General features: G+C 62.4%; 31 protein-coding genes. 13 read left to right on the top strand and 18 right to left on the bottom strand.

Translation table 11 applies throughout. From position 1 onward, the window contains the following. Positions 1–98: 98 nt before the first annotated feature. A complete protein-coding gene (locus NKH06_RS31080; protein ID WP_023812906.1) occupies positions 99–983 on the bottom strand; it encodes a LysR substrate-binding domain-containing protein in 885 nt (294 codons plus the stop codon). Between the two features lie 47 nt (positions 984–1030). Here NKH06_RS31080 and NKH06_RS31075 point away from each other — a divergent pair, with 47 nt between their 5' ends. Both NKH06_RS31075 and NKH06_RS31070 read left to right on the top strand, forming a co-directional pair. Beyond that, a complete protein-coding gene (locus NKH06_RS31075) occupies positions 1031–1282 on the top strand; it encodes a hypothetical protein (RefSeq protein ID WP_352895027.1) in 252 nt (83 codons plus the stop codon). A 178-nt stretch (positions 1283–1460) separates the two neighbouring features. After that, the gene (locus NKH06_RS31070) at positions 1461–2459 is read left to right on the top strand and encodes a transporter (RefSeq protein WP_352895025.1); all 999 of its coding nucleotides are present in this window, start codon (positions 1461–1463) and stop codon (positions 2457–2459) included. A gap of 16 nt (positions 2460–2475) precedes the next feature. Here the strand turns inward: NKH06_RS31070 and NKH06_RS31065 are convergent, their stop codons facing one another. From NKH06_RS31065 to cysS, 9 genes are all read right to left on the bottom strand, one after another. Then, complete coding sequence (locus tag NKH06_RS31065) at positions 2476–3162, bottom strand: glutathione S-transferase family protein (protein WP_352895024.1); 687 nt, start codon at positions 3160–3162, stop codon at positions 2476–2478. Positions 3163–3171: 9 nt separating this feature from the next. Further along, entirely contained in the window at positions 3172–4101 is a 930-nt protein-coding gene (gene rarD, locus NKH06_RS31060; protein WP_027038007.1) for an EamA family transporter RarD, read from the bottom strand. 83 nt (positions 4102–4184) lie between these two features. Continuing rightward, positions 4185–5801 carry a citramalate synthase gene (gene cimA, locus NKH06_RS31055; protein ID WP_352895022.1) on the bottom strand — a complete coding sequence of 539 codons (1617 nt, stop codon included), beginning with the start codon at positions 5799–5801 and terminating at the stop codon, positions 4185–4187. A gap of 197 nt (positions 5802–5998) precedes the next feature. Next, on the bottom strand, positions 5999–6958 hold the full coding sequence (gene pip, locus NKH06_RS31050) for a prolyl aminopeptidase (protein ID WP_352895020.1): 960 nt from the start codon (positions 6956–6958) through the stop codon (positions 5999–6001). Then, positions 6955–7431 carry a GFA family protein gene (locus tag NKH06_RS31045; protein WP_023812899.1) on the bottom strand — a complete coding sequence of 159 codons (477 nt, stop codon included), beginning with the start codon at positions 7429–7431 and terminating at the stop codon, positions 6955–6957. Before NKH06_RS31045 ends, pip begins: the two co-directional genes overlap by 4 nt. Then, the gene (locus NKH06_RS31040; RefSeq protein ID WP_023812898.1) at positions 7428–7919 is read right to left on the bottom strand and encodes a GFA family protein; all 492 of its coding nucleotides are present in this window, start codon (positions 7917–7919) and stop codon (positions 7428–7430) included. Before NKH06_RS31040 ends, NKH06_RS31045 begins: the two co-directional genes overlap by 4 nt. Positions 7920–7925: 6 nt before the next feature. Next, complete coding sequence (locus tag NKH06_RS31035; RefSeq protein ID WP_023812897.1) at positions 7926–8312, bottom strand: VOC family protein; 387 nt, start codon at positions 8310–8312, stop codon at positions 7926–7928. Then, positions 8309–8716, bottom strand: coding sequence for an endonuclease domain-containing protein (locus tag NKH06_RS31030; protein WP_023812896.1), 408 nt, complete (start codon positions 8714–8716; stop codon positions 8309–8311). The genes NKH06_RS31035 and NKH06_RS31030 overlap by 4 nt, the downstream gene beginning before the upstream one ends. Positions 8717–8996: 280 nt before the next feature. Beyond that, positions 8997–10433, bottom strand: coding sequence for a cysteine--tRNA ligase (gene cysS, locus NKH06_RS31025; RefSeq protein WP_352895018.1), 1437 nt, complete (start codon positions 10431–10433; stop codon positions 8997–8999). A 393-nt stretch (positions 10434–10826) separates the two neighbouring features. Between cysS and NKH06_RS31020 the strand changes: the two genes are divergently transcribed. Further along, positions 10827–10982 carry a hypothetical protein gene (locus NKH06_RS31020; protein WP_081738801.1) on the top strand — a complete coding sequence of 52 codons (156 nt, stop codon included), beginning with the start codon at positions 10827–10829 and terminating at the stop codon, positions 10980–10982. A 71-nt stretch (positions 10983–11053) separates the two neighbouring features. On the opposite strand, the gene NKH06_RS31015 is transcribed toward NKH06_RS31020, so the two are convergent. Continuing rightward, on the bottom strand, positions 11054–11815 hold the full coding sequence (locus NKH06_RS31015) for an SOS response-associated peptidase (protein ID WP_352895016.1): 762 nt from the start codon (positions 11813–11815) through the stop codon (positions 11054–11056). Positions 11816–11941: 126 nt separating this feature from the next. On the opposite strand from NKH06_RS31015, the gene NKH06_RS31010 reads away from it, so the two are divergent. The 4 genes from NKH06_RS31010 (at position 11942) to NKH06_RS30995 (ending at position 14309) form a co-directional block, all read left to right on the top strand. Further along, positions 11942–12376: an NUDIX hydrolase gene (locus NKH06_RS31010; RefSeq protein ID WP_023812892.1), complete on the top strand. Its 435-nt coding sequence runs from the start codon at positions 11942–11944 to the stop codon at positions 12374–12376. A gap of 83 nt (positions 12377–12459) precedes the next feature. Further along, positions 12460–12837 carry a TIGR02301 family protein gene (locus NKH06_RS31005; RefSeq protein WP_023812891.1) on the top strand — a complete coding sequence of 126 codons (378 nt, stop codon included), beginning with the start codon at positions 12460–12462 and terminating at the stop codon, positions 12835–12837. Between the two features lie 355 nt (positions 12838–13192). Next, positions 13193–13450, top strand: a complete 258-nt coding sequence (locus NKH06_RS31000; protein ID WP_008874920.1) for a hypothetical protein — start codon at positions 13193–13195, stop codon at positions 13448–13450. A 70-nt stretch (positions 13451–13520) separates the two neighbouring features. Then, positions 13521–14309 (top strand): hypothetical protein, encoded by a 789-nt coding sequence (locus NKH06_RS30995; RefSeq protein ID WP_023812890.1) that lies wholly within the window; start codon positions 13521–13523, stop codon positions 14307–14309. Between the two features lie 35 nt (positions 14310–14344). Here the strand turns inward: NKH06_RS30995 and NKH06_RS30990 are convergent, their stop codons facing one another. Further along, positions 14345–15676, bottom strand: coding sequence for a dihydroorotase (locus tag NKH06_RS30990; RefSeq protein ID WP_352895014.1), 1332 nt, complete (start codon positions 15674–15676; stop codon positions 14345–14347). A gap of 75 nt (positions 15677–15751) precedes the next feature. On the opposite strand from NKH06_RS30990, the gene ygfZ reads away from it, so the two are divergent. The 4 genes from ygfZ (at position 15752) to NKH06_RS30970 (ending at position 19448) form a co-directional block, all read left to right on the top strand. Next, positions 15752–16612, top strand: coding sequence for a CAF17-like 4Fe-4S cluster assembly/insertion protein YgfZ (gene ygfZ / locus NKH06_RS30985; protein ID WP_352895012.1), 861 nt, complete (start codon positions 15752–15754; stop codon positions 16610–16612). Beyond that, the gene (locus tag NKH06_RS30980) at positions 16612–17244 is read left to right on the top strand and encodes an HD domain-containing protein (protein ID WP_127289343.1); all 633 of its coding nucleotides are present in this window, start codon (positions 16612–16614) and stop codon (positions 17242–17244) included. The genes ygfZ and NKH06_RS30980 overlap by 1 nt, the downstream gene beginning before the upstream one ends. A gap of 63 nt (positions 17245–17307) precedes the next feature. Then, positions 17308–18090: a PAS domain-containing protein gene (locus NKH06_RS30975; protein ID WP_352895010.1), complete on the top strand. Its 783-nt coding sequence runs from the start codon at positions 17308–17310 to the stop codon at positions 18088–18090. Further along, positions 18027–19448 (top strand): putative bifunctional diguanylate cyclase/phosphodiesterase, encoded by a 1422-nt coding sequence (locus NKH06_RS30970; protein ID WP_352895008.1) that lies wholly within the window; start codon positions 18027–18029, stop codon positions 19446–19448. Before NKH06_RS30975 ends, NKH06_RS30970 begins: the two co-directional genes overlap by 64 nt. Before the next feature lie 12 nt (positions 19449–19460). Here the strand turns inward: NKH06_RS30970 and NKH06_RS30965 are convergent, their stop codons facing one another. Continuing rightward, the gene (locus tag NKH06_RS30965) at positions 19461–20351 is read right to left on the bottom strand and encodes a fatty acid desaturase family protein (RefSeq protein WP_352443175.1); all 891 of its coding nucleotides are present in this window, start codon (positions 20349–20351) and stop codon (positions 19461–19463) included. 111 nt (positions 20352–20462) lie between these two features. On the opposite strand from NKH06_RS30965, the gene NKH06_RS30960 reads away from it, so the two are divergent. Next, positions 20463–21374, top strand: coding sequence for a LysR substrate-binding domain-containing protein (locus NKH06_RS30960; RefSeq protein WP_128303041.1), 912 nt, complete (start codon positions 20463–20465; stop codon positions 21372–21374). 18 nt (positions 21375–21392) lie between these two features. Here NKH06_RS30960 and NKH06_RS30955 read toward each other — a convergent pair whose 3' ends face one another. From NKH06_RS30955 to NKH06_RS30935, 5 genes are all read right to left on the bottom strand, one after another. Next, the gene (locus tag NKH06_RS30955; protein WP_127268533.1) at positions 21393–21665 is read right to left on the bottom strand and encodes a DUF3303 domain-containing protein; all 273 of its coding nucleotides are present in this window, start codon (positions 21663–21665) and stop codon (positions 21393–21395) included. 18 nt (positions 21666–21683) lie between these two features. Beyond that, the gene (locus NKH06_RS30950) at positions 21684–23147 is read right to left on the bottom strand and encodes a RimK family ATP-grasp domain-containing protein (RefSeq protein WP_023812882.1); all 1464 of its coding nucleotides are present in this window, start codon (positions 23145–23147) and stop codon (positions 21684–21686) included. After that, the gene (locus NKH06_RS30945; protein WP_127257394.1) at positions 23147–24250 is read right to left on the bottom strand and encodes a peptidase C39 family protein; all 1104 of its coding nucleotides are present in this window, start codon (positions 24248–24250) and stop codon (positions 23147–23149) included. Before NKH06_RS30945 ends, NKH06_RS30950 begins: the two co-directional genes overlap by 1 nt. Before the next feature lie 310 nt (positions 24251–24560). Continuing rightward, entirely contained in the window at positions 24561–25352 is a 792-nt protein-coding gene (locus tag NKH06_RS30940; protein ID WP_352895007.1) for an anti-sigma factor family protein, read from the bottom strand. Then, positions 25349–25867: an RNA polymerase sigma factor gene (locus tag NKH06_RS30935; protein ID WP_023812879.1), complete on the bottom strand. Its 519-nt coding sequence runs from the start codon at positions 25865–25867 to the stop codon at positions 25349–25351. Before NKH06_RS30935 ends, NKH06_RS30940 begins: the two co-directional genes overlap by 4 nt. Before the next feature lie 219 nt (positions 25868–26086). On the opposite strand from NKH06_RS30935, the gene NKH06_RS30930 reads away from it, so the two are divergent. After that, positions 26087–26338, top strand: a complete 252-nt coding sequence (locus NKH06_RS30930) for a type II toxin-antitoxin system Phd/YefM family antitoxin (protein WP_023812878.1) — start codon at positions 26087–26089, stop codon at positions 26336–26338. The last annotated feature ends 317 nt before the right edge of the window (positions 26339–26655 follow it).

Here is a 26655-nt window from a genome sequence, read left to right as displayed (position 1 = left end):
CCCTAGTCCCCTCTGCTCGTAGTCGCGTATTCCCGAATTCCCCTATTCCCCTATTCCCCTATTCCCCTATTCCCCTATTCCCCTATTCCCCTATTCCCCTATTCCTCAGCTGCCTGCCGCAAATCGGCAATCACCGCCCGTCGGTCATGACGCCGCCAGGCGAGATAGATGGAGACCGTGCGGTCGAACCACGGCAGGTCGCGAAATACGATCCGCGGCGGCGCAGCGACACGCAGGCTGGCTTGCACCGTCGCAAGGCCGAGACCGGCGCTGACAAGGCCGAGCGAGGTCAGCGGGTCCGCCGTCTCATAGGCGATGTCGGGCAGAAAGCCGGCCTTGGCGCAGGCGGCAAGGAACTGGCCGCGATTGGTGTCGTCCGGCTGGCGCACGACGGTGATCCAGGTGCGACCGTCAAGGTGGTCGGGCCCAATCTCTGGCACTTCAGCAAGCGGATCATCTTCGGGGATCGCCAGCACCAGCGGCTCATGCCGCAGCGCTATCGCGGCGACATCCGGGTCATCATCGGCTGGCGGCGAGTAGACAAAGCCCAGATCCAGCGACCGCTGCCGTAGCCCTTCCAACTGCGCCGCCGAACGCAGGCTTCTCAGCTGCAGGTGGAAATCCGGCCGGTCGCGACGGAACTGGCGCAGCATCCCAGCGACAAGCCCGGCATGAACGGCGCCTTCGACATAGCCGATGGCGAGCCGGCCGACGGCGCCGCTGGCCAGGTTGCGGCCGAACTGCTCCAAACGTCGCGCATTGGACAGCAGCGCGCGGGCTTCGACGAGGAAGGCGCGGCCCTCGGCGTTGAGGTGGACCCGCTGCTTTGCCCGTTCGAACAAAGCGACGCCGAGTTGCTCCTCGAGCTGGATGATCTGCCGGCTGAGTGGCGACTGAGAAATATGCAGCATTTCGGCGGCGCGCCCGACATTGCCGGTTTCGGCGACGGTGACGAAATAGCGGAGCTGACGCAGATCGAACATTTCTCCGGACTCCAGTCCCCCCAGGTCTCAACTTAGCCTAACCAGTCTTGGACAGTCTGACCAGCGGGAGCGATAATTCGGCCATTCCAACCAAAGGACGCACGCTCTATGCCAAAGGCGCGGTACGCCAGGTGTGGAACCGAGGCGACATCCCGGGCAGCGGCATGATGTTCGAGGCAGCCGATGATGCAGAGGTTCGCGCCCACCTCGCCACCTTGCCGTTGGTCAAGGCCGGCATGATGGACATTGCCGCAATCGTATCCCTAAAGCCCTACCCCGGCTTCGGCCCGAAGCACTGACAGGGACACAACCGGGGGTGGCGAAGGCCGTCACCACCGGATTGACGTAGGTGATCGACAGACCGTGATCGGCTGTCAAGAAACCGTCACACGGAACCGGGTTCGCTCGTGCTAGAAATCAAGGCCAGGCAGCCGCCGTGCGGTGCCATCTTCGGAACATGCATCTGGCACCGCCCCCATGGATATCACTCTCGCCCCGGAAGGCACCGACCTGTCGCCCTACCTGCCCGACGAGCACGGATTGTTCTTCATCTATCACTTCACCGCTGAGGGCGTGCGAACCAGGGACACCGCCGCCGCGCACTGGACATGGCGCAGCTACCAGCTTTCCGACATGCGCGCTCGCCATGAGATCGGCACCGATCAGGCTTTGCCGGCACCAGTGCGTGAAGCTTTCCTGTCCGCCAGCCATGGCTGCCACATCGACCTCGAGGATGACTGGCTCTACGGCGACCTGCCGGACCTGCGCCATGACTATTCGGCGGAAGCGGGCGGGCTTGGCCATTTCCGCTTCGCGCTCAATGACACGATGCTGGTCGGCGCCCGCAAGCAACCACTGCAGTCGGTCGACAACATCCGCAAGGCGATCGAGAATGGATCGCGCAAGTTCCGCTCGCCAGCCGAGTTGATCGAGGCTGTCGTCGGCCAGTCGTTCGACGGCATGGTGGCGGAACTTGCGGCACTCGGCGACAGTCTCGACGGCATCGAAGACCGTATCGTCTGCGACGCATGGCACAATGAACGGCAATCCCTCGTCGACGCGCGCCGGCACCTAGTGGTGATCCACCGGCAGATGGCGACGCTCACCAATCTGTTTCGCCATCTCGACCATTCGCACCGTAACGACCTGCCCGATTCGATCAATGACATGGCGGCCCGGCTTTCGCACCGTGCGCAGACGCTGCATTATGACGGCGAGCAATTGCAGGCACGCGCCCGGCTGTTGCAGGACGAGCTTATGGCCAAGCTGACGACGCAGTCGAACCGGCTGCTGTACGTACTGTCGGTGATGACGGCGGTGCTGTTGCCGATGACCATCATCTCAGGCCTGTTCGGCATGAACGTTGGGGGCCTGCCGCTGGTCGACACGCCAATGGGCTTTTGGGTGGTGACGGCGGTGTCGATGGTGATCGCGGGCGCGACCTATCTCTTTGTCAGGCGGCTCGGACAGATGTAGCACCCGCCGGCGGCTTTCACGCCGTGGCGCGAAGATCCTCGATGACGGTGCCGGCGGCGGCCACTTCCGCTTCGTGATCGGACTCGCGCCAGATTTCGGCAAGGCCAGCCGCATACCATTCGCGCATCGCCGGTAGAGCAAGCAATTGGGCCGGATAGGCCGCAGCCGCACCCTCGAAGGAGAGCCCATAGGACCGGGCGCGAAACGCCACCGGAGCAAAGAAAGCGTCGACGGCGGTGAAATGAGCGCCGGCCAGAAACGGCCCCCCGAAACGGGCAAACCCATCGTTCCAGAGGTCACCGAGGCGGAAAAGGTCCTGTTTCAGCCCATCGGACATCGGGAACGGCTTTACCCGCACGCCGCAGCTCATCGGGCATGCCCCGCGCAATGCGGTGAAGCTCGAATGCATCTCGGCGGCGGCCGAGCGTGCCCAGGCGCGCGCCTTGGCTTCGACGGGCCACACGCCATGGTGGCGTTCGGCCAGATATTCGACGATGGCCAGCGAATCCCAGACCGCCCAGCCATCGTCGATCAGGCATGGCACGCGGCCGCTCGGCGAGAATGGCCGGTACAGATCCCAGCTCGATCCGGTCGGGAACGGGGTAAGCCGCTCCTCGAATGGGATGTCCAGTTCTCGCATCAACACCCAGGGCCGCAGCGACCATGAGGAATAATTCTTGTTGGCGATATGCAGCAGGTACATAGGGGATCCTTACCTTGCAGCCGGCACCGCCGGCCGGATCTCGCGGCCACGGAACATCGACCAGGAATACATCGCGAGCGCTGTCCAGATCAGGCCAAAGGCAATCGCCTGGGTTGTGCCGAAAGGCTCGTCGAAGATCAGCACGGCGATCAGAAACACAATGGTCGGCGCGATGTACTGCATGATGCCGATGGTGGACAGCCGCAGCAGCCTCGCGCCGAACGCAAACAGCAGCAGCGGGATCGATGTGACCGGACCGCAGCCGATCAGCAATGCCGTATCGGTGCCACTGCTGGATACGATATGGTCCTGTTCGGTGGCGATGAGATAGACGATGTAGCCAAGTGCCGGCACCGACAGCAGAAGGACTTCGAGCAAAAATCCCTGGCTCGGTCCGATCGGCAACGTCTTGCGGAAGAAGGCGTAGGCGGCGAAGGAAAACGCCAGCGCCAGCGACACCCAGGGCAGCTTGCCGCCCTCGACGGTCAGCACGGTGACGGCGACGGCCGCCAGCACCACCGCCGCGATCTGCAGCCGGTCGAGCCGCTCGCCCAGCAGCAGCGCGCCGACGACGACGTTGACCAGTGGATTGATGTAGTAGCCGAGCGCTGTTTCGACCGTGCGGTCGACGGCGATCGCCCAGACATAGATGCCCCAATTGACCGAAATCAGCGCAGCCGTCAGCGCGGCCATGGCGATGGTGCGCGGCGAACGCAGTGCCGCCTTGAAATCCGCCGTGCGGCCGGCCCAAATCAGGACGGCGGCGGCGATCGGAACCGACCAGACGATGCGATGGGCAATGACTTCGGCGAGCGGCAGATGAGCGACCGCCTTCATGTAGAAGGGCAGCAGCCCCCATAGCAGATAGGCGCCGAGCGCCAGCAGAAAGCCGCGCCGGGCCTTGGAATCCGCGTCCAGGGTGATTGCTTCAGTGGCCATGGGCCAACGCTATGGCCCAGCCACCTTGGCAAGACCATCGCAAAGTTCTGATGGATCAATGGACTTTCGCTGATGGTTCAACTCTATTCGGCGGCCACCAGTCCGGCCATCTCGCGGTTCTTCATCAGCTTGTAGACGATGGAATCCATCAGCGCTTGGAACGAGGCGTCGATGATGTTTTCGGAAACGCCGACCGTCCACCAGCGCGCGCCGGTGCCATCGTGCGATTCGATCAGAACGCGGGTGATCGCCTCGGTGCCGCCATTGAGGATACGCACCTTGAAGTCGGCCAGCTCCATGTCGGCGATCTCGCTCTGGAACTTGCCAAGGTCCTTGCGCAGCGCGATGTCGAGTGCGTTGACCGGGCCATGCCCCTCGGCCACCGACATCTTCTCCTCGCCGTCGACCACCACCTTGACGATCGCTTCGGAGACTGTCTTCAGCTGGCCGTTGGCGTCGAAGCGGCGCTCGACCATGCAGCGGAACGAGGTGACGTTGAAGAACTCCGGCAGGCCGTGCAGCATCTTGCGTGCCAGGAGCTCGAAGCTGGCATCGGCGCCCTCATAGGCGTAGCCCTCGGCCTCGCGCTCCTTGACCACTGATATCAGCGCGTCGAGCCGGTGATCGTCTTTCGGCACGTCGATGCCGCGCCGCTTCAACTCGGCGAGGAAATTGGCCTTGCCGCCCTGGTCCGAAACCATGACGCGGCGGCGGTTACCGACCGTTTCCGGGGGTACATGCTCATAGGTCGCTGGCTCCTTGGCCAGCGCGGAGGCGTGGATGCCCGCCTTGGTGGCGAAGGCGGAAGCGCCGACATAGGGCGCTTGCGCCTCTGGCGCTCGGTTCAGGAGTTCGTCGAAGGCGCGCGAAAGGCGCGAAATGCCGGTTAGCGCCTCGGCCGAAATGCCCGTCTCGAAACGATCGGCGAAGGCCGGTTTCAACGCCAGCGTCGGCACGATCGAGATCAAATTGGCGTTGCCGCAGCGCTCGCCGATGCCATTGAGCGTGCCCTGGATCTGGCGCACGCCGGCCTGGACCGCGGCGAGGGAATTTGCCACGGCCTGGCCGGTGTCGTCATGGGCATGGATGCCGAGATGATCGCCTGAAATACCTGATGAAATAACCTTCTCGACGATGGCGCGGACTTCCGAGGGTTGCGTGCCACCATTGGTGTCGCACAGCACCATCCAGCGCGCGCCGGCATCACAGGCGGTCCTGGCGCAGGCCAGCGCATAATCGGGATTGGCCTTGAAGCCGTCGAAAAAATGCTCGCAATCGACCAACGCCTCCTTGCCGGCGGCGATCGCCGCCTCGACGGAGGCCTTGATGGCGTCGAGGTTCTCCTCATTGGTGCAGCCGAGCGCGACACGGACATGGTAGTCCCAACTCTTGGCGACGAAGCAGATGGCATCCGACCTGGATTGCACGAGTGACGCAAGGCCGGGATCGTTGGACGCCGACACCCCTGCCCGCTTGGTCATGCCGAAGGCGACAAATTTGGCGTGCGCCGTGCGCTTCTCCTGGAAGAAGGCTGTGTCGGTCGGATTGGCGCCGGGATAGCCACCTTCGACATAATCGAGGCCGAAAGCGTCGAGCAGTTTCGCGATAGCGATCTTGTCTTCGATAGAGAAGTCGATGCCCGGCGTCTGCTGGCCATCGCGCAAGGTGGTGTCGAAGAGGAACAGTCTTTCCTTTTTCATGACAGCAAGGTGCTTGAGCACCCCCCTCTGGCCTGCCGGCCATCTCCCCCGCAAAGGGGGAGATCGGCAGCTTTGACGATAGCGCTGGTCCTGCAATGTCGGCGATTGGCGAAAGCGAAGGCGACATCCAATCTCCCCCCTTGCGGGGGAGATGTCCGGTAGGACAGAGGGGGGTGTGAAGGATCGCCGTGCATCGACTATATCTTCCCTGCAAACCGATCCGTCGCCCGGATCAGTTGATCCAAAATCCCCGGCTCCGAATAAGCATGACCGGCGCCCTCGATCAGATGGAAATCCGCCTTCGGCCACGCCTTGTGCAGCGACCAGGCATAGCGCGCCGGGCACGGCATGTCGTAGCGGCCGTGGACGATGGTGCCGGGAATGTCGCTCAGCTTGTGCGCGTCGCGCAGCAGCTGCCCTTCCTCAAGCCAGCCGGCATGGACGAAATAGTGGTTTTCGATGCGGGCGAAGGCAATGGCATAGTCGTCCTCACCAAACGGTCCACTGGTCTCCGGTTCCGGCAACAGCGTGATCGTTTCGCCCTCCCACAGGCTCCAGGCGCGGGCGGCTTCGATCTGCGCCTTGCGATCCGTGCCGACCAGCCGCTTGCGGTAGGCAGCCATCATGTCGCCGCGCTCGGCCTCCGGGACCGGCGCCAGAAAGCGCTCCCATTTGTCCGGGAACATTTCCGAGACGCCGAACTGATAGTACCATTCGAGTTCCGCACGTGTCAGCGTGTAGATGCCGCGTACCACCAACTCACTGACGCGTTCGGGGTGCGTTTCGGCATAGGCGAGCGCCAGCGTCGACCCCCAGGAGCCGCCGAACACCAGCCATTTGTCGAAGCCGGCCATTTCGCGCAGGCGTTCGATGTCGGCGACCAGGTGCCAGGTCGTGTTGGCTTCGAGCGAGGCATTGGGCGTCGATTTTCCGCAGCCGCGTTGATCGAACAGGATGACATCGTAGAGCTTCGGGTCGAACAGCCGCCGGTGCTTTGGCGAGATGGTGCCGCCCGGCCCGCCATGCAGAAACACCGCCGGTTTGGCGCCTTTGGTGCCGGAACGTTCCCAGTAGACCTGATGGCCGTCGCCGACATCGAGCATGCCGGACTCGAAGGCCTCGATCTCGGGATAGAGGGTACGCAATTGACTGCTCATAGTTGCAAACCTTTGGTCGGCCAGTCCGCTGTTTCATGGTCGGGGTGCTGGAAGGAGATGATGGATTCCTGCCTGTTATAGTAGTCGGGATCCTGGTGGACGGGCTGATCGAAGATCGTCTCCACCCAGGGCAGCCGCGCGGCGTAGTTGACCTGGATCTGCGGGGCGAGATCTGAGCGGTCGTCGAAGGCACCGATAGCGATCTCAAGTCCACCGGGCTGCCGGTAGGTCAGCGGCGTCCCGCAGCGGGCGCAGAAACCACGATCGATGTTGACCGACGACTGGAAATAGCTTGGCTCTTCATGGGTCCATTTGACGCCATCCCTGGGCACCGTGACCAGCGCACCGAAGAACGAGCCGAACTGCTTCTGGCACATCCGGCAATGGCAGATCGAGGGACGGCCGAGCGCCCCATGAATGCGGAAACGCACGGCGCCGCATTGGCAGCCGCCAGTTCTTACTGTCTCGGTCATGGTCTTTCCTTCGGCGGCCATTGTTCGGTGTCGTGGTCCGGATGCTGGTAGGAGACGAGATCGGCCAGATAAGAGGCCGACGACACGTCGGCCATCGTCTCCTCGCCCGGCAATTGCGGGATCGTATCGACATAAGGCAGCTTTGCCTCGACACCCCATTGGATCAGCGGCACGATCTCCGCCGGATTGTCGAACGCGCCGATGGCGAGGCCAACGCCGTCCGGCGCGGTGAAGGTCAGCGGCGTGCCGCAATCGGCGCAAAAACCGCGATCGACATGGTTGGAGGAGCGGAAGTATTTCGGCTCGCCGCGCGTCCAGTCGAGCCGGGCGCCACGCACCGAAACCAGCGGCGCATAGAACGAGCCGAACGCCTTCTGGCACATGCGGCAATGGCAGACCGAAGCGTCGCCGAGCGCGCCTTCAACGCGAAAGCGCACCGCGCCGCACTGGCAGCCGCCGGTGTAGATCGGCCGGTTGTCGAGGCTCATCTCGGCTCACTCCGGCGCATGGCAGACGGCTTCGACATTGTTGCCGTCGGGATCGAAGACGAAGGCGCCATAGTAGTTCGGGTGATAATGCCGGCGCAGGCCCGGCCCGCCATTGTCCTTGCCACCGGCAGCAAGTGCCGCTGCGTGGAAGGCATCGACCTCGGCGCGGCTGCGCGCGGTGAAGGCGACGTGCTGGTGATCCCTGGGCTTGTCCTTGGCCGAACTCAGCCAGAACACCGGCCGGTCACGGCCATAGCCGCCGACCTTGGCGCCGCCGGTGTATTCCAGCGGCACCATGTAGAGGAGCGCTGCACCAAGCGGCGCCATCGCCTTGTCATAGAAAGCCTTCGAAGCATCGAAATCGGCAACGGTGATGCCAAGATGGTCTATCATGAAATTGCCTCCCTAGCTGGTTCGATCGCCAGCACTTCGGCAGCGGCCAGGCCGGCCTCGATGACGATGTGCTGGCAGACATTGTCGATATCGCGAATGACGTCGTCGTTCCAGAAGCGCAGGATGGTCCAGCCACTGCTCTTAAAATATGCGCTGCGTGTCTCGTCTTGTTGTAGATTTTCGCTATCCGCATGCTGGCTGCCGTCTACCTCGACGATGAGACGATAGGCCGAGCAAGCAAAGTCAACGATATAAGGTCCGATCGGCACCTGCCGTCGAAAGCTCATCCCCATAAGCTGGTGAGCACGCAACTCATTCCAAAGTTTCAACTCCGCATCGGTCATGACGCGACGCATGGATTTTGCATTCCGGCGGTGTCGTTGCGGAACGAGATCGTGTCCCATCAAACACCCCTTCGCCGGTGATTAGCGAAATCGGCGACGAGGGCTGATCTCCCCCCTTGCGGGGGAGATGCCCGGCAGGGCAGAGGGGGGTGCTGTCCCGCCCGCTTATCAATTGGAGACCGCTGCCTTCTCAGGAAACGGTCGAAACGAGGGTAGGCAAACAGAAACGATGGCGTTCCTTCACACCCCCCTCTGTCCTGCCGGACATCTCCCCCGCAAGGGGGGAGATCGGCTGTCACCAGCGCCTCCGCCAAACTTGTAAAGGTGTTTCGCGCCACCCTCACCGCTTGACCTCCCACGTCGTCACTCGCTCGCCGTTGACCGGATCCTTGCCGTCCTTCAACTGTACACCTTGCGCCAGCAGTTCGTCGCGGATGCGGTCGGCCTCGGCCCAGTTCTTGGCGGCGATGAATGCGAGACGCTTGGCGATGGCCTTGGCGACGTGGTCTTCATCAACCGTCGCCGACGCGACATCGAAGCCGAGGAACAGCAGCGACGCCTTCAGCGCAGCCGCCGCATCGTTGCCGTCCGCTGCCTCGCCAGCCAACTGCGTCAAGACCTGGAAGGCGGCATAGGTTGCGAGATCGTCCGACAAGGCATCGATGACCTGCACGGGCAGCAGTCCTGCGGCGGCCGGCGCAAGGTCGGCCGCCCGCTTCCATTTGCGCAGCGTGTTCTCGGCCTCTTCCAGCTTGCGCACGGAAAAGTCGATCGGCTCGCGATAGTGCGTCATCAGCATCGCCAGCCGCAGGACCTCGCCCGGCCATTTGCGGCCGCCAAACGTCTCGGTTTCGAGCAGTTCGTTGATCGAATAGAAATTGCCGACGCTTTTCGACATTTTCTGACCTTCGACCTGCAGGAAGCCGTTGTGCATCCAGATGTTGGCCATCACGTCCGTGCCATGGGCGCAGCGCGACTGAGCGATCTCGTTTTCATGGTGCGGGAAGATCAGGTCGAGGCCGCCGCCATGGATGTCGAACACCTCGCCAAGATAGGCGGCCGACATTGCCGAGCATTCGATGTGCCAGCCCGGCCGACCCCTGCCCCATGGCGAATTCCAGCCAGGCTCCTCCGGCGACGACAACTTCCACAGCACAAAATCGCCGGGATTTTTCTTGTGCGCGTCGACGGCGACGCGAGCACCGGCCTGCTGCTCCTCGAGATTGCGCTTCGACAGTTGGCCGTAGTCGGGCATCGACGCCGTATCGAACAGGACTTCGCCCGCGGCAACATAGGCATGGCCGCGTTCGATCAGGCTTTGAATCAAGGTGATCATGTCGACTTTGCCGTCGGCGCGGGGCTCGACGAATTCGGTGGCGCGGGGCTCGACCGTCGGCTCCAGGCAGCCGAGAACCGCCACGTCCCGATGGAACTGGCCGGCGGTCTTTTCGGTGACCCGCCTGATCGCCTCGTTGAGCGAGAGCATTCCAGAAGCGATCTCGCCGCCAAAATCGCGCAGAGCGCGCGCGTTGATCTTGTCGTCGACGTCGGTGATGTTGCGCACATAGGTGACGTGCGCCTCGCCATAGACTTGGCGCAGCAGGCGGAACAGCACGTCGAAGACGATCACCGGTCTGGCATTGCCGATATGGGCAAAGTCGTAGACGGTCGGACCGCAGACATACATGCGCACGTTCAGCGGATCGATCGGGACGAAATCCTCTTTCGTCCGCGTCAGCGTGTTGTAGAGGCGCAGGCCCTGCGATGCGTCAGACATTCGTGCCTTCCCGTTTCAGATCTTTCATCTGGATGGAGCCAGCCCGCGCCAAGACGCAAATCAGGCTCCAGCCTGCTGGCCGGGGCGTTTGTCCAATCTGGGGAAAGATGAGGCGAAAACGTCCGGACCAGCGCGAGGCTAGCCAATAATGCAAATGCCACAAATGGCGAAAGACGTTTTCATGGGCGGCTTTATCGCCTTGGCATGTGTTGCCGTCAAGTCGCAAGTTTCGGCAAAAACGTCGCTGGATCACAGGTAATGATGCACTGAAACATTTTATTAAACATGTCGGCACAGTCATGAAACATTCGCCGGCTAGATCAGCAGGCGTCACGATTTGGTCAGAATCAGCCATCAAACGCAGACACGAAAATGTTACCTGGGAAGAGAAACATGCCCCGAACCAAGCAGGAAGCCAACCGAGCCAAGCAGCCGGCACTGGCCAACCACTATCGCGCGATCGGCCCGGCCGCGATCGTCGCCGCCCTCCTTCACACCGCGAAGAAGAAAAAGCCGGTACAGAAGATCGTGTCGCCCCGCGCCGCCTGAAGTGGTGTGCGGCCCTGCGCCAAGGGCGCCTGGCAAATGGCGCAGACATACGCCGCTGAAGAACAGTTCAACTAGAACAACGTCATCTGATTGTCGTCCGCGCCGGGCTTCTGGCGCTTGACTTTTTCGGGCTCCGGCCCGATCTCGCCCCGCTCCTGGATCTCCGGTCCGGTGTTGACGACCTTGTTGACGAGGTCGGAGACGGGAATTGCCTCGAAGAAATCAGGCTGTGCCGGCCGCAACAGGTCGGCGACATCGCGCGGCTCGAGCGTGCGGCAATCCAGCCAGCGGGCGAAATCCCTGGGATCGATCACCACCGGCATGCGGTCGTGAATATGGGCGATGTCGGCATTGGCGTTGACGGTCAAGATAGCGCCGGTGTCCATTTCCGAACCGCCCGGCTCGGCATAGGTCTCGATCAAGCCGGCAAAGGCGAGCAACCCGCCATGCCTAGGCCTGATCCAGTAGGGCTGCCCCTTCTTGCCACCAGTTTGCCGCCACTCGTAAAAACCCGACGCCGGCACCAGCGCGCGGCGATGGCGCATGGCGGCTTTGAACGAGGCCTTCTCAGCTGCGCCTTCAGAGCGCGCGTTGAACAGCAGCGGAAATTCCCTGGTATCCTTGACCCAGGTCGGAATCAGCCCCCAGCGCACCAGCATCGGCTGCCGGTCCGGCAGATTGGAGCCCGGCGCCTGCGGGGGGCCGGCGACCGCCATCAGGATCGGTTGGGTTGGTGCGATGTTGTAGCGCGCCGGGAAATCCTCCAGTTCAGCCAAACCTAGCAAGGCGGCAGTCTGGTCCGGCGTCGCGGTCAAGGCAAAACGTCCGCACATGGTCGATTGGCGCCCTTCGAATGGTTCAGCTTGAAAGTGGCGATAGAACCGCCGTTGCGCAACCGCTAAAGCTTCCGCATGCTGGCGGTTCCACAACAGACCAGCTTCACGCCTGATCGGGAACCCATGAACAAAGCGCGCAAGACACTTCCGGCAGTTTCGGTCGCCGTCGTGCGCGCAGACACCGTGCTTCTGGTCAAGCGGGCGCGGCAACCCTCGCAGGGGCTCTATGCCTTTCCAGGCGGCAAGGTCGAGCCCGACGAAACGCTGGAGCAAGCCATCGCTCGCGAACTGTTGGAAGAGACCGGCTTGCGGGCCACCGATTATCGCCGGCTTCGGGAAATCCACATCGACGGCAGGGACGACAGCCACCCGGTTGACTATCTCCTCACAGTCTTCGGAGCCGTCTATGCCGGCGGCGAGGCGGTGGCCAGCGACGATGCAGAGACGGCGGCCTTCTATACGCTCATCGAGATGGCGGCGCTGCCGCTAGCAGGCTCGGTATTCGCGGTCGCAGAAGACTTGTTGGCCCCTGGCAGAAACGCCGGACTGCTGCCCTGAAAACCGCCTTGCAGGCGACAAATTGTTTCGCCACAAAGACTTATCCTGTTTGGCAGAGCCACGCCGTTGGGTAGAGAAGGCTTATGAACCGTCCATCCATGCTCCTCGCCGTGTGTCTTTCCGTCAGCACGACCGTTTCGATACGGCCCGCGCTCAGCGCCGAGTCGCCGTTCGAGCCTGGGTTGATGCGGCTGGCGGAGGTTCTGGGCTCGCTGCATTTCCTGCGCAATCTGTGCGGCGAGAAGGGCGAGCAGTGGCGTGTCGAGATGACAAAACTGCTCGATTCGGAAAATCCGGACGCCGAGCGGCGCGCCCGCTTCATCGCCAGCTTCAATCGCGGCTACCGCTCTTTCGGCGGCACCTATACGAGGTGCACGCCCTCGGCGACCGAAGCCATCAGCCGCTACATGAAGGAAGGCGAGACGCTATCTCGCGATATCGCCTCGCGTTACGGCAACTAGGCACTCGCTCATCAACAACTATCCGGATCATTGCTGGGCACAGCGGATATATCGGCTTGTGCCAGGCGATATCTTGGTGCAATCCTCATGTTGCACTTCTGCAACAGTATTAACGAAACCTTACCGCGCGAAAGCGGAATTAACTCAAACTGAAGGTTTTCGCCCCGCAGGCCGCCCCAATCGGCTAAGTTTGACTCGAGCTGAACGCAGCTTCGCACAAGGCAATCGGGCTTTGTAAAAGACGATCAAAAAAATGTCGTATTTACAAATACTTAATTGCCCCTGCGTGTGAAATGAACAGATCAGGCCTGATCCACATCGATGGATCGCAGCTTGAAAGGGTGGACATTCGCTTATGGAACATGGTGTCAACGACATCGACGCGCTGGTCAGGGAAGAAAAACGCCTGACCGCCGTGGAAAGCCACAGCGAGGCCTGGGCGGAAGGTCTCTCCGCCGGGATAGAGCCCGAGATCATCGCCGAAGCAGCGCTCGAAACAGCCTTCGGCGAGATGTTGCGTGCCAATGGCGAGACCTCGGCCCTTGCCCTGCTCGACCGTATGCGTGAAAAGGTGATTGCTGGCGCCTTCGAACCTGAACGGCTGCGGCACTGAACCGACGTCCGGTTCTTTGACGGGAACATGCCGCTCGGGCGTCATGCCCGGAAGCAGGGAGAAACGGGCAGTGAGTTTTTCGATGTCAGGCAAGCCGTGTGGCTTGATCCTTCGCATCTCCTTCGCCGCTTGCTGTGCCGCGATTCCCCTGCTTGTGTGTCTCGCGAGCAGCCCCGTGTATGCGCTGAGCGAAATCAAGCGCGAAGAGCTCCCCCCGACAGTCACGCCGCCGGCCGACGACGACATGTCGCCCCCCGGAAGCGCCGTGCCAATGCCCAACCCGGTCGGAACACCGCCGCCGGCCAGCCAGCCGACTGCTCCTGCCGAAGCCGAGCCGGACAGCCCGGCGGATGGCGGCGTGACCAGACCGCGCGTCGATCCGGAAACGCCGGTGCCTGAGGTCGTCTACGATCTCGGCAAGCTGCCGGAACCGGTGCGGCGCATGCACGATCTGATCGTCGAAGCCTGCAAGGGCGGCGATATCGAAAAGCTGCGGCCGTTGATCGGCACGGGCGAGAGCATGACACAGATATCGCTGACCGACATAGACGGCGACGCCATCGCCTTCCTCAAGGGCCTCTCCGGCGACCCAGACGGCCAGGAGATTCTGGCCATCCTGGAGGAGGTGCTTAATGCCGGCTACGTCCACCTCGATGCCGGCACGCCACAAGAACTCTATGTGTGGCCGTATTTCTTCGCCCTGCCGCTGGACAAGCTGGACGCCAAGCAGCGGGTCGAGCTCTTCAAGATCGTCACCGCCGGCGATTTCAATGACATGAAGCAGTTCGGCGCCTATATCTTCTACCGTGTCGGCATCACGCCTGCCGGACAGTGGTCGTTCTTCGTCGCCGGGGATTGAGCTTTCTGCCTCTGCCCTTGCAGAGATCCGGGAGCCTAGACGGGCAATGCCTCGGAAAACTCCACCGCTTTGCCCTGGCCTGGCGTGACGATTTCGCCCTCCCACATGACACGTCGGCCTCGAATGACGGTGCCGACCGGCCAACCCGTCACTTCCCTGCCATCATAAGGCGTCCAGCCGGCTTTCGAGCCGGCCTGCGCATTGGTGATCATCTCGCGCCGCATCATGTCGACGATGGTGAAGTCGGCGTCATAGCCGGCGGCGATGCGGCCTTTCCTGGCCATGCCGAAGATCCGCTGCGGGCCATGACTGGACAGGTCGACGAAGCGCTGCAAGGTTAGCCGGCCGGCATTGACGTGGTCGAGCATGATCGGCACCAGCGTCTGCACGCCGGTCATTCCCGACGGTGAGGCCGGATACGGCTTGGCCTTCTCGGCCAGCGTGTGCGGCGCATGGTCGGAGCCGAGCACGTCGACGACGCCTTGCGCAATGCCGTGCCAGACGCCGTAGCGATGGCGGGCGGCGCGCACCGGCGGGTTCATCTGGATCCGCGTGCCAAGCCGTGCATAGTCGTCGGCGGTTAGCGTCAAATGATGCGGCGTTGCCTCGCAGGTCGCGACATCCTTGTGTTGTTCGAGGAACACAATCTCCTCGGCCGTCGAGATGTGCAGGACATGAATGCGGGCGCGAACGCTGCGCGCGATGCGTACAAGCCGTTCGGTACAGCGTAAGGCGGCGATCTCGTCGCGCCAGACAGGGTGCGATGCCGGGTCGCCCTCGATGCGCTCGCCAAGACGCTCGCGCAGCCGGAATTCGTCTTCCGAATGAAAGGCTGCACGGCGGCGCGTGTTTCTCAGGATCGAGGCGACACCTTCGTCGTCCTCGACCAGCAGATCGCCGGTGGACGAGCCCATGAAAACCTTGATCCCGGCCGCGCCCGGCAATCGCTCAAGCTCGCCGACATCCTCGGCGTTTTCGCGGGTGCCGCCGACCCAGAAGGCAAAATCGCAATGCATGCGATCCGTGCCGCGCCGAACCTTGTCGGCAAGCGCTGCCTCGCTGGTGGTCAAAGGATTGGTGTTGGGCATCTCGAACACGGTGGTGACGCCGCCAAGCACGGCCGCGCGCGAACCCGTTTCCAAATCTTCCTTGTGCTCCAATCCCGGCTCACGAAAGTGCACCTGGCTGTCGATGACGCCCGGCAGGATATGCAGGCCGCGGCAATCGATCGTCTCGCCCGCCGAGGCCTGGCGGAGATCGCCGATGGCGGCGATGCGCCCGCCCTTCACGCCGATGTCGCGAGCCCCTTCGCCGTCGTGGTTGACCACGGTGCCGCCTGTCAGGATGAGGTCGTAGATCATGGCCATGCTCTCTTGCGGGGGGAGTGCCAGCGGCTTACGTAAAGGCCGACCGTTTTGCAAGATCAGGTTGCTTTTCCGCCCATGCCCTTTGCCCAGCTCAAAGACCGCGCCCTCATTTCCGTATCAGGTCCGGATGCCGAGCATTTTTTGCAAAACATCGTGACCACCGATCTCGACATCCTGGCTCCCGGCGAAGCCAAGCCCGGTGCGCTGCTGACGCCGCAAGGCAAGATCCTGTTCGATTTCCTGATCTCGCGCACCGGCGAGAATGCATTCCGGCTCGAATGCCGTGCCGACATAGCGGACGATTTCATACGCCGGCTGACGCTCTACAAACTGCGCGCCAAGGTCGAGATTGCCAAATCCGATCAGGCACTTGTCACCGTCGCATGGGGACATGAATCAACACCCTCACAATCTGATTCAACGGCAGCCGCCGACACACGCTTTCCGAAGGGTGCCGTCACGCGTTCCTATGGCGAAACAGATGAGCGCAGCGATCTTGCCGCGTGGCAAGCCTTCCGCATTGCCGGCGGCATTGCCGAAAGCGGCAGCGACTACCAACTCGGAGACGCCTTCCCCCACGACGTGCTGCTGGACGAAACCGGTGGCGTCGGCTTCAAGAAGGGCTGCTATGTCGGCCAGGAGGTCGTCTCTCGCATGCAGCATCGCGGCACCGCCAGGCGGCGCGTGCTGATTGTATCGGCCGACGGGCCCCTGCCCGCGCCGGGCGCCGAGCTAACCGTTGCAGGCCGGCCGGTTGGCACGCTCGGCTCGACCACCGGCACGACCGGTCTGGCCATTGCCCGCATCGACCGGGTCAAGGCGGCGCTCGACGCCGGCCAGCCGATCATGGCCGGGGACGCCACCGTTTCACTCGCCATTCCCGGTTGGGCAAAATTCACCTTCCCGCAGGAAGCCGTCAGCGCGGAGGGGGTCTGATGGCCGCCGACCGCGTTGGCGCGCCGGCACGCGCCTGGCAGCGCATGCTGTCGGGCCGCCGGCTCGACCTGCTCGACCCCTCGCCGCTCGACATCGAGATTTCAGACATTGCGCATGGGCTCGCCCGCGTTGCCCGCTGGAACGGCCAGACCAGCGGCGAGCATGCCTTTTCGGTTGCCCAGCACTCGCTGCTGGTCGAAGCGCTGTTCCGCGACCTGGTACCCGAGGCTTCGGCCGACGCCCGGCTGGCGGCCCTCCTGCACGACGCCCCCGAATATGTCATCGGCGACATGATCTCACCGTTCAAATCGGTAATGGGCGGCAGCTACAAGGATTGTGAGTTGCGGCTGCAACGCGCCATCCATCTGCGCTTCTCGCTGCCGGAACCGGGTGCTGCGCTGCGCAAGGAGATCAAGCGCGCCGACCAGATCGCCGCCTATTTCGAGGCAACGCTGCTCGCCGGCTTTTCGACCGCCGAGGCGACCGAGTTCTTCGGCCGTCCGCGCGGCTTCAATGCCGACCGCTTCGATTTCACGCCACGCTCGGTGACCTGGGCGCAAAATGCGTTCCTGAAGCGGTTTTCCGCGATCGAGACATCGCGACACCAGGTTTCGGCGACCGCAATCGACTAAAAACGCTAAATTAACCGGCGGCGGCCACAATAGCGCGTTCGATCACGGTCCGCAGGCGCGCTCATGCCCGTCGCTGATGCCAAGGATGGTTCGACCAACCCGAAACGGGAGGCCGAAGGCATGGACCGCTCCCGCCACATGGAAGACGAACTGCGCGAGCAGAACCAACGCTTTTCGGCTGCGGTCGAGAACATGTCGCACGGCCTGTGCATGTTCGACGCCGACGAGCGGATGATCATCTGCAACGGCAACTACCTGAACATCTTTTGCCTCGAAGCCAGCATCATAAGGCCCGGCATCCGGTTCCTCGACATTCTGCGCCACAGCGTCGATATCGGCATCGCCTCGCAAACCGCCGACGAACTCTACGCCATCCGCAAACCCTATATCGATCAGGCAAAGCCCTCGACCTACGAAGAAACACTGTCGGACGGCCGCATCGTCAGCATCTCGCACCGCCCTCTGGCTCTGGGCGGCTGGGTCTCGATCTATGAGGACATCACTGAGCAGCGCCGCGCGCAAGAGGATCTCAAAGAGCAGCACCGCCGCTTCGACGCAGCGCTCGCCAATATGTCGCAAGGCCTGCTGATGTATGACGCCGACGGCAAGATGATCGTGCGCAACGGGCGTTTCCTAGAACTCTACAACGTCACCGCGGCGGACTTCCCGCTTGGAACGACGCACCGCGACGCGCTCGAACGATTGCTGGAACTCGGCATCTATACGAAGATCGATGTCGACAGCGAAGTCGCCAAGACCGAGGCCTGCCTGGTGGCGAAAAAATGCATTCGGCCTATCGGCATCTTACAGACGGCAGGACGGTTCTGGTCACCCGCCAGCCGATGAACGGCGGCGGTTGGGTGGCGACCTTTGACGATGTTACGGAGCGCCGCCGTACCGAAGAGCGCATGACCCATCTTGCGCATCACGACATGCTGACCGGACTGCCCAACCGCTCGATGTTTCGCGAACGGCTCGACCTTGCGCTGGAGGACACGGCGGCCACGCCGCTGGCGATCTTCTCGCTCGATCTCGATCGCTTCAAGGCGGTCAACGACACTTGGGGACATCCGGCCGGCGACTGGCTGCTGAAGAGCGTGGCCGAGCGGCTGCAGCGCTGCCTTCATAATGAAAACGACGTCGTTGCCCGCTTCGGCGGTGACGAATTCGTCATCATCCAGTTCAATTTCAAGGGCATTGCCAATGCTGAAAAACTCGCGAAGCGCATCATCGAGACAATAGGAAAACCGTTCCGCGACAAGAGCCGCGAGATGCATATCGGCATCAGCCTGGGCATAGCGGTTTTCCCCGACGACGGTGGAGATGCCGACACGCTGCTGAGGAACGCCGATACGGCGCTTTACCGGGCGAAGAGCGAAGGGCGCAATCAGTATCGGTTCTTCGAACCCGGAATGGACGCTATGGTACAGGCACGGCGTGCGCTGGAGATCGACCTCGAGACCGCGCTGCCGCGCCAGGAATTCGACCTCGACTTCCAGCCCATCATGAACATCGCATCCGGGGAGATCGTCGGCGCGGAAGCCTTGATGCGCTGGCATTCGCCGACACGCGGCACGGTGGCGCCGGACAGCTTCATTCCGGTCGCCGAAGACACTGGATTGATCGTGCCGCTTGGCGAATGGGCGCTGAGGAAAGCTTGCACGGCGGCGGCCGACTGGCCCGCCGGCCTGCGCGTCGCGGTCAATGTCTCGGCCGTGCAACTTAAAAGCGGCAGCTTCGCCCGCAGCGTCATCTCGGCGCTGGCTTTCTCCGGCGTGCCAGCCGATCGGTTGGAACTGGAGATAACCGAAACCGTGCTGATGGACGAAAGCGAGGCGGTGCTAAGGACGCTGCGGCAGTTGCGCGAACTCGGCGTCCGCATCGCGCTGGACGATTTCGGCACCGGCTATTCCTCGCTCGGCTACCTCAGGCGTTTTCCCGTCGACAAGATCAAGATCGATCGTTCGTTCATCCACGACCTGGGCAATCGTGACGCCGCGGCGATCGTTCGCACCGTCATCGGGCTGGGCGCCGAGCTTGGCATCACTGTCACCGCCGAGGGGGTCGAGACCGAGGCGCAACTCGACATCCTGCGCGGCAATGGCTGTACAGAGGCGCAGGGCTATCTGATCGGCGTGCCGTCAACGGCCGCCGAGATCCAGCGTCTGTTGAAATCCCGAGCGCTCCACAGCCAGACCGGCTGAGGCCGGCCATCGTCAACGCAGCGTGTCGATGTATTTGCCGTGGAAGCTGACATAGCCGGGCTCGACCACCTTGAGATGCCGCTCGATCAGCGCATGAAACCGCGGCAGTTGATGAAACGGCACGCCTGGATAGGCATGATGCTCGGCATGGAACGGCATGTTCCACGCCAGCCTGCGGACCAGCCAGTTGGTCAGCGTGGTCCTGGTGTTCTCCAGCATGTTGGCGACGAACGGACAACGGCCGTGCTCGGCTAAGAGATAGAGGCGCAGAAACGGCTGCCCCAACAGAGCGGGCAAGATCCAGACATAGAGAAGCACCGAGAGCCGGAAATAGACGGCCAGCAGAAGGACCACGGCGTAAAAGGCAATCATGGCGCGTGCCTCGATGCGCACCTTGTCATAGCCCTTTGGCGGAACGTAGCTTTCCCGGCCGCGGTCCATCGCATTGGCATAAAGCGTCTTGAGGTGGCCCCACCACAAAGGGATGCCGGATATGTGGACGAGATATTGCCGCCATGTCTCCGGTTTGGGGAAGGCCAGTTCCGGGTCGTTCTGCGGGTCCTGCGTGTATCGATGGTGGGCGAAATGGAAATAGCGAAACCAGTCCGCCGGCAGCGCGATCGCCAGGCTGCACACCCGCGCCACGGCATCGTTCAGCCATTGCGACTCAAAGGCCGTGCGATGGACCGTTTCGTGCAGCAGCGTGAACAGGAAGACGATGAGGATACCTTGCGGCAGCATCAGCAGTGGCCAGAACGGCACCTTGACGGCGATCAGCGATCCGACGACCACGATCGCGCCCCAATGAGCAGCAAGCTGAACGAGGCCCGCAACATCAGACTTGGCGGTCAGCCGATTGCGCTCCTCCTGCGTCAGCGATGAAATTACGTCACGATGATCCACGTGCTTCGATCCAGACTGGAGTTTGATGAACCCACTGTAGCCAATGAACAACCTTTCCAAAAACGACGATTTCTGCAATCTAGATAAGCTGAACTTATCTATTCGGTGATTATGGCCGTACCTCCCTCTCTCAAAGGGCTTCAAGCTTTCGAGGCTGCGGCCCGTATAGGCAGCTTTGCCGCGGCGGCGGAAGAGCTTTCGGTGTCGGCCGCTGCCGTCAGTCAGCTCATCCGCACGGTCGAGGAGCAGATGGGCCGCAAGCTGTTCCACCGCGTCAACCGGCGCGTCGTCCTCACCGAGGCCGGCGTCGAGATGCTGCCCAGGCTGACCATGGCCTTCCAGGAGATCGGCAGCGTCGCGCGCCAGCTGGGCGGCGATACGTTCCGCCCACGCCTTGTGGTGTCGGTGCCGCCATCCATGGCCATGGGTTGGCTTTCGCAGCGTCTCGCTGGTTTTGCCTCAAGCCATGGCGTCGTCGACATATCGCTCAGAGGCGACGACGACCCGGTGCCGTTCGACCGTGAACTGATCGACATCAGGCTCTCCTATGGGCCGCATTATCGCGAGCACCCGACCGAGGACATCGTCCAGGACGCAGTCTATCCCGTGTGTGCCCCCGGGCTGGCGGACACAATCAAACCCGAGGGCCTGGCCAGCCTGCCGCTTATCCACACGGGCTGGGGACCGACTGGTGCGTCCTTTCCGTCCTGGCACAACTGGTTCGAGGCGGCCGGCATCGAGCCCGGCCGGGCAGCGCAGCGCGGCCTCTCGGCCAACTCATCGCGCGCGGCACTCGACCTTGCCATTTCGGGATTGGGCGTGGCGCTGGCGCAAGGGATCTACTGTGCCGCGGCGCTGGCAGACGGCCGACTTGTCAGGCCCCTCGCCCAGGCACTGGAGCTGCGCCAGCCCTATTGCCTGACGATCCCGGAGCGCAGCGCCAGGCGCGATGTCGTGGCGGCGTTTCGCCTGTGGCTGATCGACGAGTGTCGGCGCGCAGTCGGCTCGCCGGCACTGCGTTGACGTAGTGTGCGGCGATGATCAGAGGTGCCCGCTCAATGCCTCAGCCATGTCCTTGTTTGTCGCCACGGGGATGATCTCGAACTCCACCAGATCCGCCCATTCGATGACCCAACGCTGCAGCAGTGTGACGTCATCGGTCTCCACCAGCAGGAAGCAGCGGCTCATGTCCGCCGCGATCCAACTGTGGTGCACGAGAAGCTCGTCAGGTTTCAGGCGGCCGCGGTCGCGAAAGCGGCGGTAGATCTCCTTGCGATCGCAGCCGGTGAAATCCTCGATGACGATGAACTGCATGTTCTACCCCCGATCAAATTACCGCCCCGGCCGGTCCAGCCGCTCCAGGAACCACTGCGTCAGCCGCACCCAGACCTCGTCCTTCTCGCCGGAATCCTCCCAGCCATGGTCGAGGTTGGGATTGTCGTTGACCTCTATGACGAAGACGCCGTCCTTGGTCTCCTTGAGATCGACTCCATAGAGCCCGTCACCGATGCAGCGCGCCGCCTTCACTGCCGTCTCGACGACATGCGCCGGCGTTTCCTTTAGCGTGAAGGTCTTGATGCCGCCCTGGTCGGGCTTGCCGTTGGCCTTGTGGTTGACGATCTGCCAGTGCTTCTTGGCCATCAGATAGTGCACGGCAAACAATGGCTGGCCGCCGAGCACGCCGACGCGCCAGTCATACTCGGTCGGAATGAATTTCTGCGCGATCAGAAGGTCGGAATCCTCCAGCCATTCGGTGGCCAGCGTCTTCAGTTCCTCGAAATTGGCGCATTTCTTGACGCCGCGCGAGAACGACGAATCCGGGATCTTCAGCACCAGCGGAAAGCCCAGGGTCTGCGCCGCCAGTTCGAGATCCGAGGTGCCGGCGATCATCACCGTCGGCGGCACCGGCACCTTGTTGTAGGCCATCAGCTCGTTGAGATAGACCTTGTTGGTGCAGCGGATCATCGACAGCGGATCGTCGATCACCGGCATTCCTTCCTGCTGGGCGCGGCGGGCGAAACGATAGGTGTGGTTGGAGATCGAGGTGGTCTCGCGGATGAACAGCGCGTCGTAATTGGCGAGCTTGGCGAGGTCCCGTTTGGTGATCGGCTCGATTTCGACGCCCATCTTCTCGGCGATCTTGGCCCAATAGCGCAGCGACGATATCTCCGAGGGCGGCAATTCCTCATGCGGGTCGACCAGCGTGGCGAAGGTGTAGCGCGCCGGCGTGCGGCCCTTGGTGTCGCGCCATTCGCGGTTGGTGTAGGTCTCCAGGCACTGGATGAAGCTTTTTTCCTCGTCCTCGGTCATCCGCGCCAGCGGATGGAAACCGATCTTGCGGATCGAGGCCCATTCGGCGCTGTCCTTGATGTGGACTTCGAGCGCCGGCGCTCGGAACCAGTCGAACAGAAGTTTGGCGAAGCGGTCCCAGATTTTCGACGGGCCGATGCCGAAGAAGATGCAGACCTTTTGCGGAAAAACGTCGCCGAGGTCCTTGCGGCATTTGTTGAGCGCCAGCTCCAGTTCCGGCAGCGCGTGTTCATAGAGCTTGCGCTCCGAAAGGTCGATCATCGTTTCGACCGTCGGGATCACCTTGTGGCCGCGCGAGCTTGCCAGCAGCGACGCATAGTAGCCGCGGCTCTGGTAGGCGTAATTGTTCGACAGGTTGATGACCTTCGGCCGCTGGCCGCGAAACAGTGACGGATGCGCGAGATAGTCGCGATTGGTGATGATCTTGTGCGGTGTCGCCACCTGGTCGAGATCGCTCTGCCTGCCGGTAAGGATGACCCAGGTCATTATCTGTCACGCTTTCCCAGAGTGATGGCGGCACGCAGTCCATCGCGACCGAACTGCGCCATGTTCATGAAGATGCCGTAAGGCACGGGAATGTTGGCTGCATCAAGAATGGTCTCCTGCCTTTCATCCTCGACCCAAGGGTCGTGGATCAGGATATGGTCGCCGTCATCGCCGATCGCCAGCACCCAGTGCGGCACCTTCTTGCCGAACATCAGGAAGCCGCTGATCAGCACCAGCACCAGCTTTCCCCCAGCGATCGCAGCGCGGATATCGTCGATTGTGAATGCACGGTAATTCACCGGGATACCGTAAAGTTCCGCGCGTCGGCGAAAGTCGACCTGGGCCAGTTCCATCACCCTGCGCTTGTCCTCACTGCGCACCGATTGCAGGAACAGCGCGCCATAGAAGGAAACGTAGATCTCCACCGCGAGCCCGCTTTCGTAGCCCGAGACAGCAAGGCCGAATGGCTCGCAACCACCGGGACCCGACATCATGAAGACGGTCGTCGCTTCACGCCACAGGCGGATTTCCATGACCGGATCCGGCACGAAGCCGCGATCGAAATTGGCCATCGCCATCATCAGGCAGCACGGGCCGCAGGTGAATTCGCAGGTCTGCGGGTAGAACGGAACCTTGGTGGCGATCGGAATGTCGCCACGCAAGGTCTTTTCGTAGCGAAGTGCCGTTTCGCCATCCTCATAGTAGCCGGGCTCACGGCCGATCTTGCGATAACCGGCCCGTTCGTAGATGCGGATCGCGCGGCTGTTGTCCTCGCGAACTTCGAGGCGCAGCATCATGCGGTCGTGCTCGAAGGCGGCATCTTCGGCGGATCCGAGCAGCATGCGGCCGACACCCAGTCCGCCGAAAAACGGACTGGTCGCAATCGAGTAGAGGCGCGCCACGCCGCTGCCCTTGCGAAACAGCACGATCGCATAGCCGGCCACGCGGCCATCGACTTCGGCGACCAGCGTCTCGGCGGTTTCACGCTCGATGAACAGGCGGAAGGAGCGGCGGGAAATACGGTCGCTTGAGAAAACAGCTTTCTCGATGGCGGCGAGATCATCGACGTCAGACGCGCGGGCCGTGCGGATCTCGGCAGGCATGCGGCTTCAGAAAACCTCGATTGGTGGTGGAAATGGCCCTACTCGAACACGTCCTTGACGCCAACCAGGGCGTTGGGAAAACCGGCGTCCACCTGGGCGCACGAAGTCCGCTCCACCACCTTGAATCTTCGCCTCGTATTTCCAAAAACCGTTTCCGATTTTCGGGGCGATGCGACGGCATTCATCAAGCGCTATCGCACCTAGATTAGGGCCGAATTGTGACAAATCCGACGCCGGCCCGACGGGCGCAAAAGGTCCTTCGGCCGGATCAGCATTCCTGGATCGACGGCACCGGCAAAAGCGATGCCGTTCAGCTTGCCAGCCCGTTTACAAGTTGCGTGTAGGCGCTCCTCGCGACCTCGGCCAGCCGCTCGCGTGGCAAGGAGCCGACCACGGCGCAGCCATAGCCCTTGTCCAGCCAATAGACGGCCTCGGGTCCGTCTTGCGTGGCGGCGTAGGTGCCCTTGGCATTCTCGGTCGATTCCGTGGTGACGAACAGCGAGATACGCTGCCCATTGCCGTCCTCGTAAAGCAGCATGGCGGCCTTGCTCTCGCCTGCCGGCAACAGCCGGCCGCCCACCAGCTGGAATCCGTCGGCGGTCAGGTCCGGCGCCACCAGCTTCAGCCCTACCCGGTTGGACAGCCAGGTCTGCAGATGGTCCTTGTCGCTGGCCGGCACCTCGACGGCATGCCGCTTTTCGGCGGCATAGATGACATGGGCCGCGATTGCCTGCTCGGCCAGCCGATCTTCCGCCGGGTCCTCCTGGCCGATGCCATCGATGCCGGCAAAGTAGCCACCAAGTCCGCCAGTGACCAGAAGCACGGCGGCAGCAGCGGCAAGCCACCAGCGTGAGCGTGGCACAGATGCCTTGACCGGCACCTCGCCAAGCACGACCTTGCGCAACCGCGCAGGCACGGCTTCGTCCAGCACGTCGGCGAAGGCGGCACGCAGCGCCGCTCGGTCGGCGGTGAAACGGGCGCTCTTGGCCTTCATTTCGGGATTGGCGTCGAGCCAGGCATCGTAGGCCGAGCGCTCATCGCCGGGCAGCTCGCCATCGAGCGCCATGTGGATGTCACGTTCGGAAAAGTCGCGGCGGATCATTTCTCGACGATCCTTATCGCCCGGCGGCGCGCCGTGTCGTCCAGCAACCCGCGCAATTCCTCACGCCCGCGCGCAATGCGCGACATCAGCGTGCCCGCAGGCACGCCCAGAATATTGGCGGCTTCGGCATAGGAAAAACCTTCGATGGCAACCATGACAAGGGCTGCGCGACGGTCGGGGCTGATCGCCTGCAATGCGTCGATGATCTCGCGCGAGGCAATGCTCTCCATCTGCTCGGCCGGCTGGGCAACGGCCTCGCCCGCCTCCAGCGGCAGCATCGCCGCCTCGCCGCGGCGGTTCACCTTGCGCATCTGATCGATGAACAAATGATGCATGATCGTAAACAGCCACCTCCTGGGGCTTTCTCCTGTCTGCCAATTGTCGAGCCGCACAAGCGCCCGCTCGAGGCAATCCTGAACAAGGTCGTCGGCTGCGTCGCGGTCGCGCAAAAGCGAGCGTGCGTATCGGCGCAGGCGCGGTATTTCGCCAAGGATTGCTGCCTTCTTTTCGTCCATGACCGCTGGTTTTCGAGGTCGCCCTTGTTGATCCGATTGAACGCGCCTTCCGGGCGCGGCGCAAGCGGCCAGCGCGAAGCGGTCCGCCGCTCCGGTCACCCAAGCAATGAGATAACGCTGGCTGGTGCCGATTTATTCCCGACCGGAAGGCAGCGGCAAATCGATTGCTTAGATACGTAAAATATGCACAATAGGTGAAATACATATGAGGACCACCCGATGAAGCAGTTCACCTTTTCAGACATGAACCGGGCGTCCGGCGAAATTCTCGAAACGGCAATGATCGAGCCTGTCGCTCTCACGAAACGTGGCAAGGAGAAGCTGATCATCCTGTCAGCCACCCAATACCGGCAGCTCGTCAGTTCGCCTCATGCCGTAGCCTACACGCTTGAGGACGCGCCGGACGAGATCCACGATGAACTCATGTCCGGATTGGAGGCCATCACAACCGGCGACAAGCCGGATGCTTAAGCCCGGCGATTTGCTTCGATACTACTATCTATGGGCGCGGCAGGCTGATGTCGGCGAGGAGTCCGGCCGCAAGGCGCGGCCCGTCTGCATTGTGGTTAGAACGCCGGCAACGCCTGCCGCACTCTTCTTGTTTCCGCTCACTTCGCAAAAGCCCGACCAGTCCCACACGCATGTTGCCGTGAGCGAAATCGAGTGCCGCAGAGGTGGGCTCGATTTTCCGTCGTGGCTGATTCTAGAGCGTTTCATATTTTGACGGAAGCGTAGCCTGCGTTTTCGAAGTAGTTCTTGCATTCGGCTGCCTCGATGGTTTCGACGAG

It is taken from the genome of Mesorhizobium sp. M1342 (genome assembly GCF_040317955.1).
In the GTDB taxonomy this organism is placed as follows: domain Bacteria; phylum Pseudomonadota; class Alphaproteobacteria; order Rhizobiales; family Rhizobiaceae; genus Mesorhizobium.
Note: the sequence above shows the minus strand (reverse complement) of the source record. Positions and strands in the feature narration are given on the sequence as shown.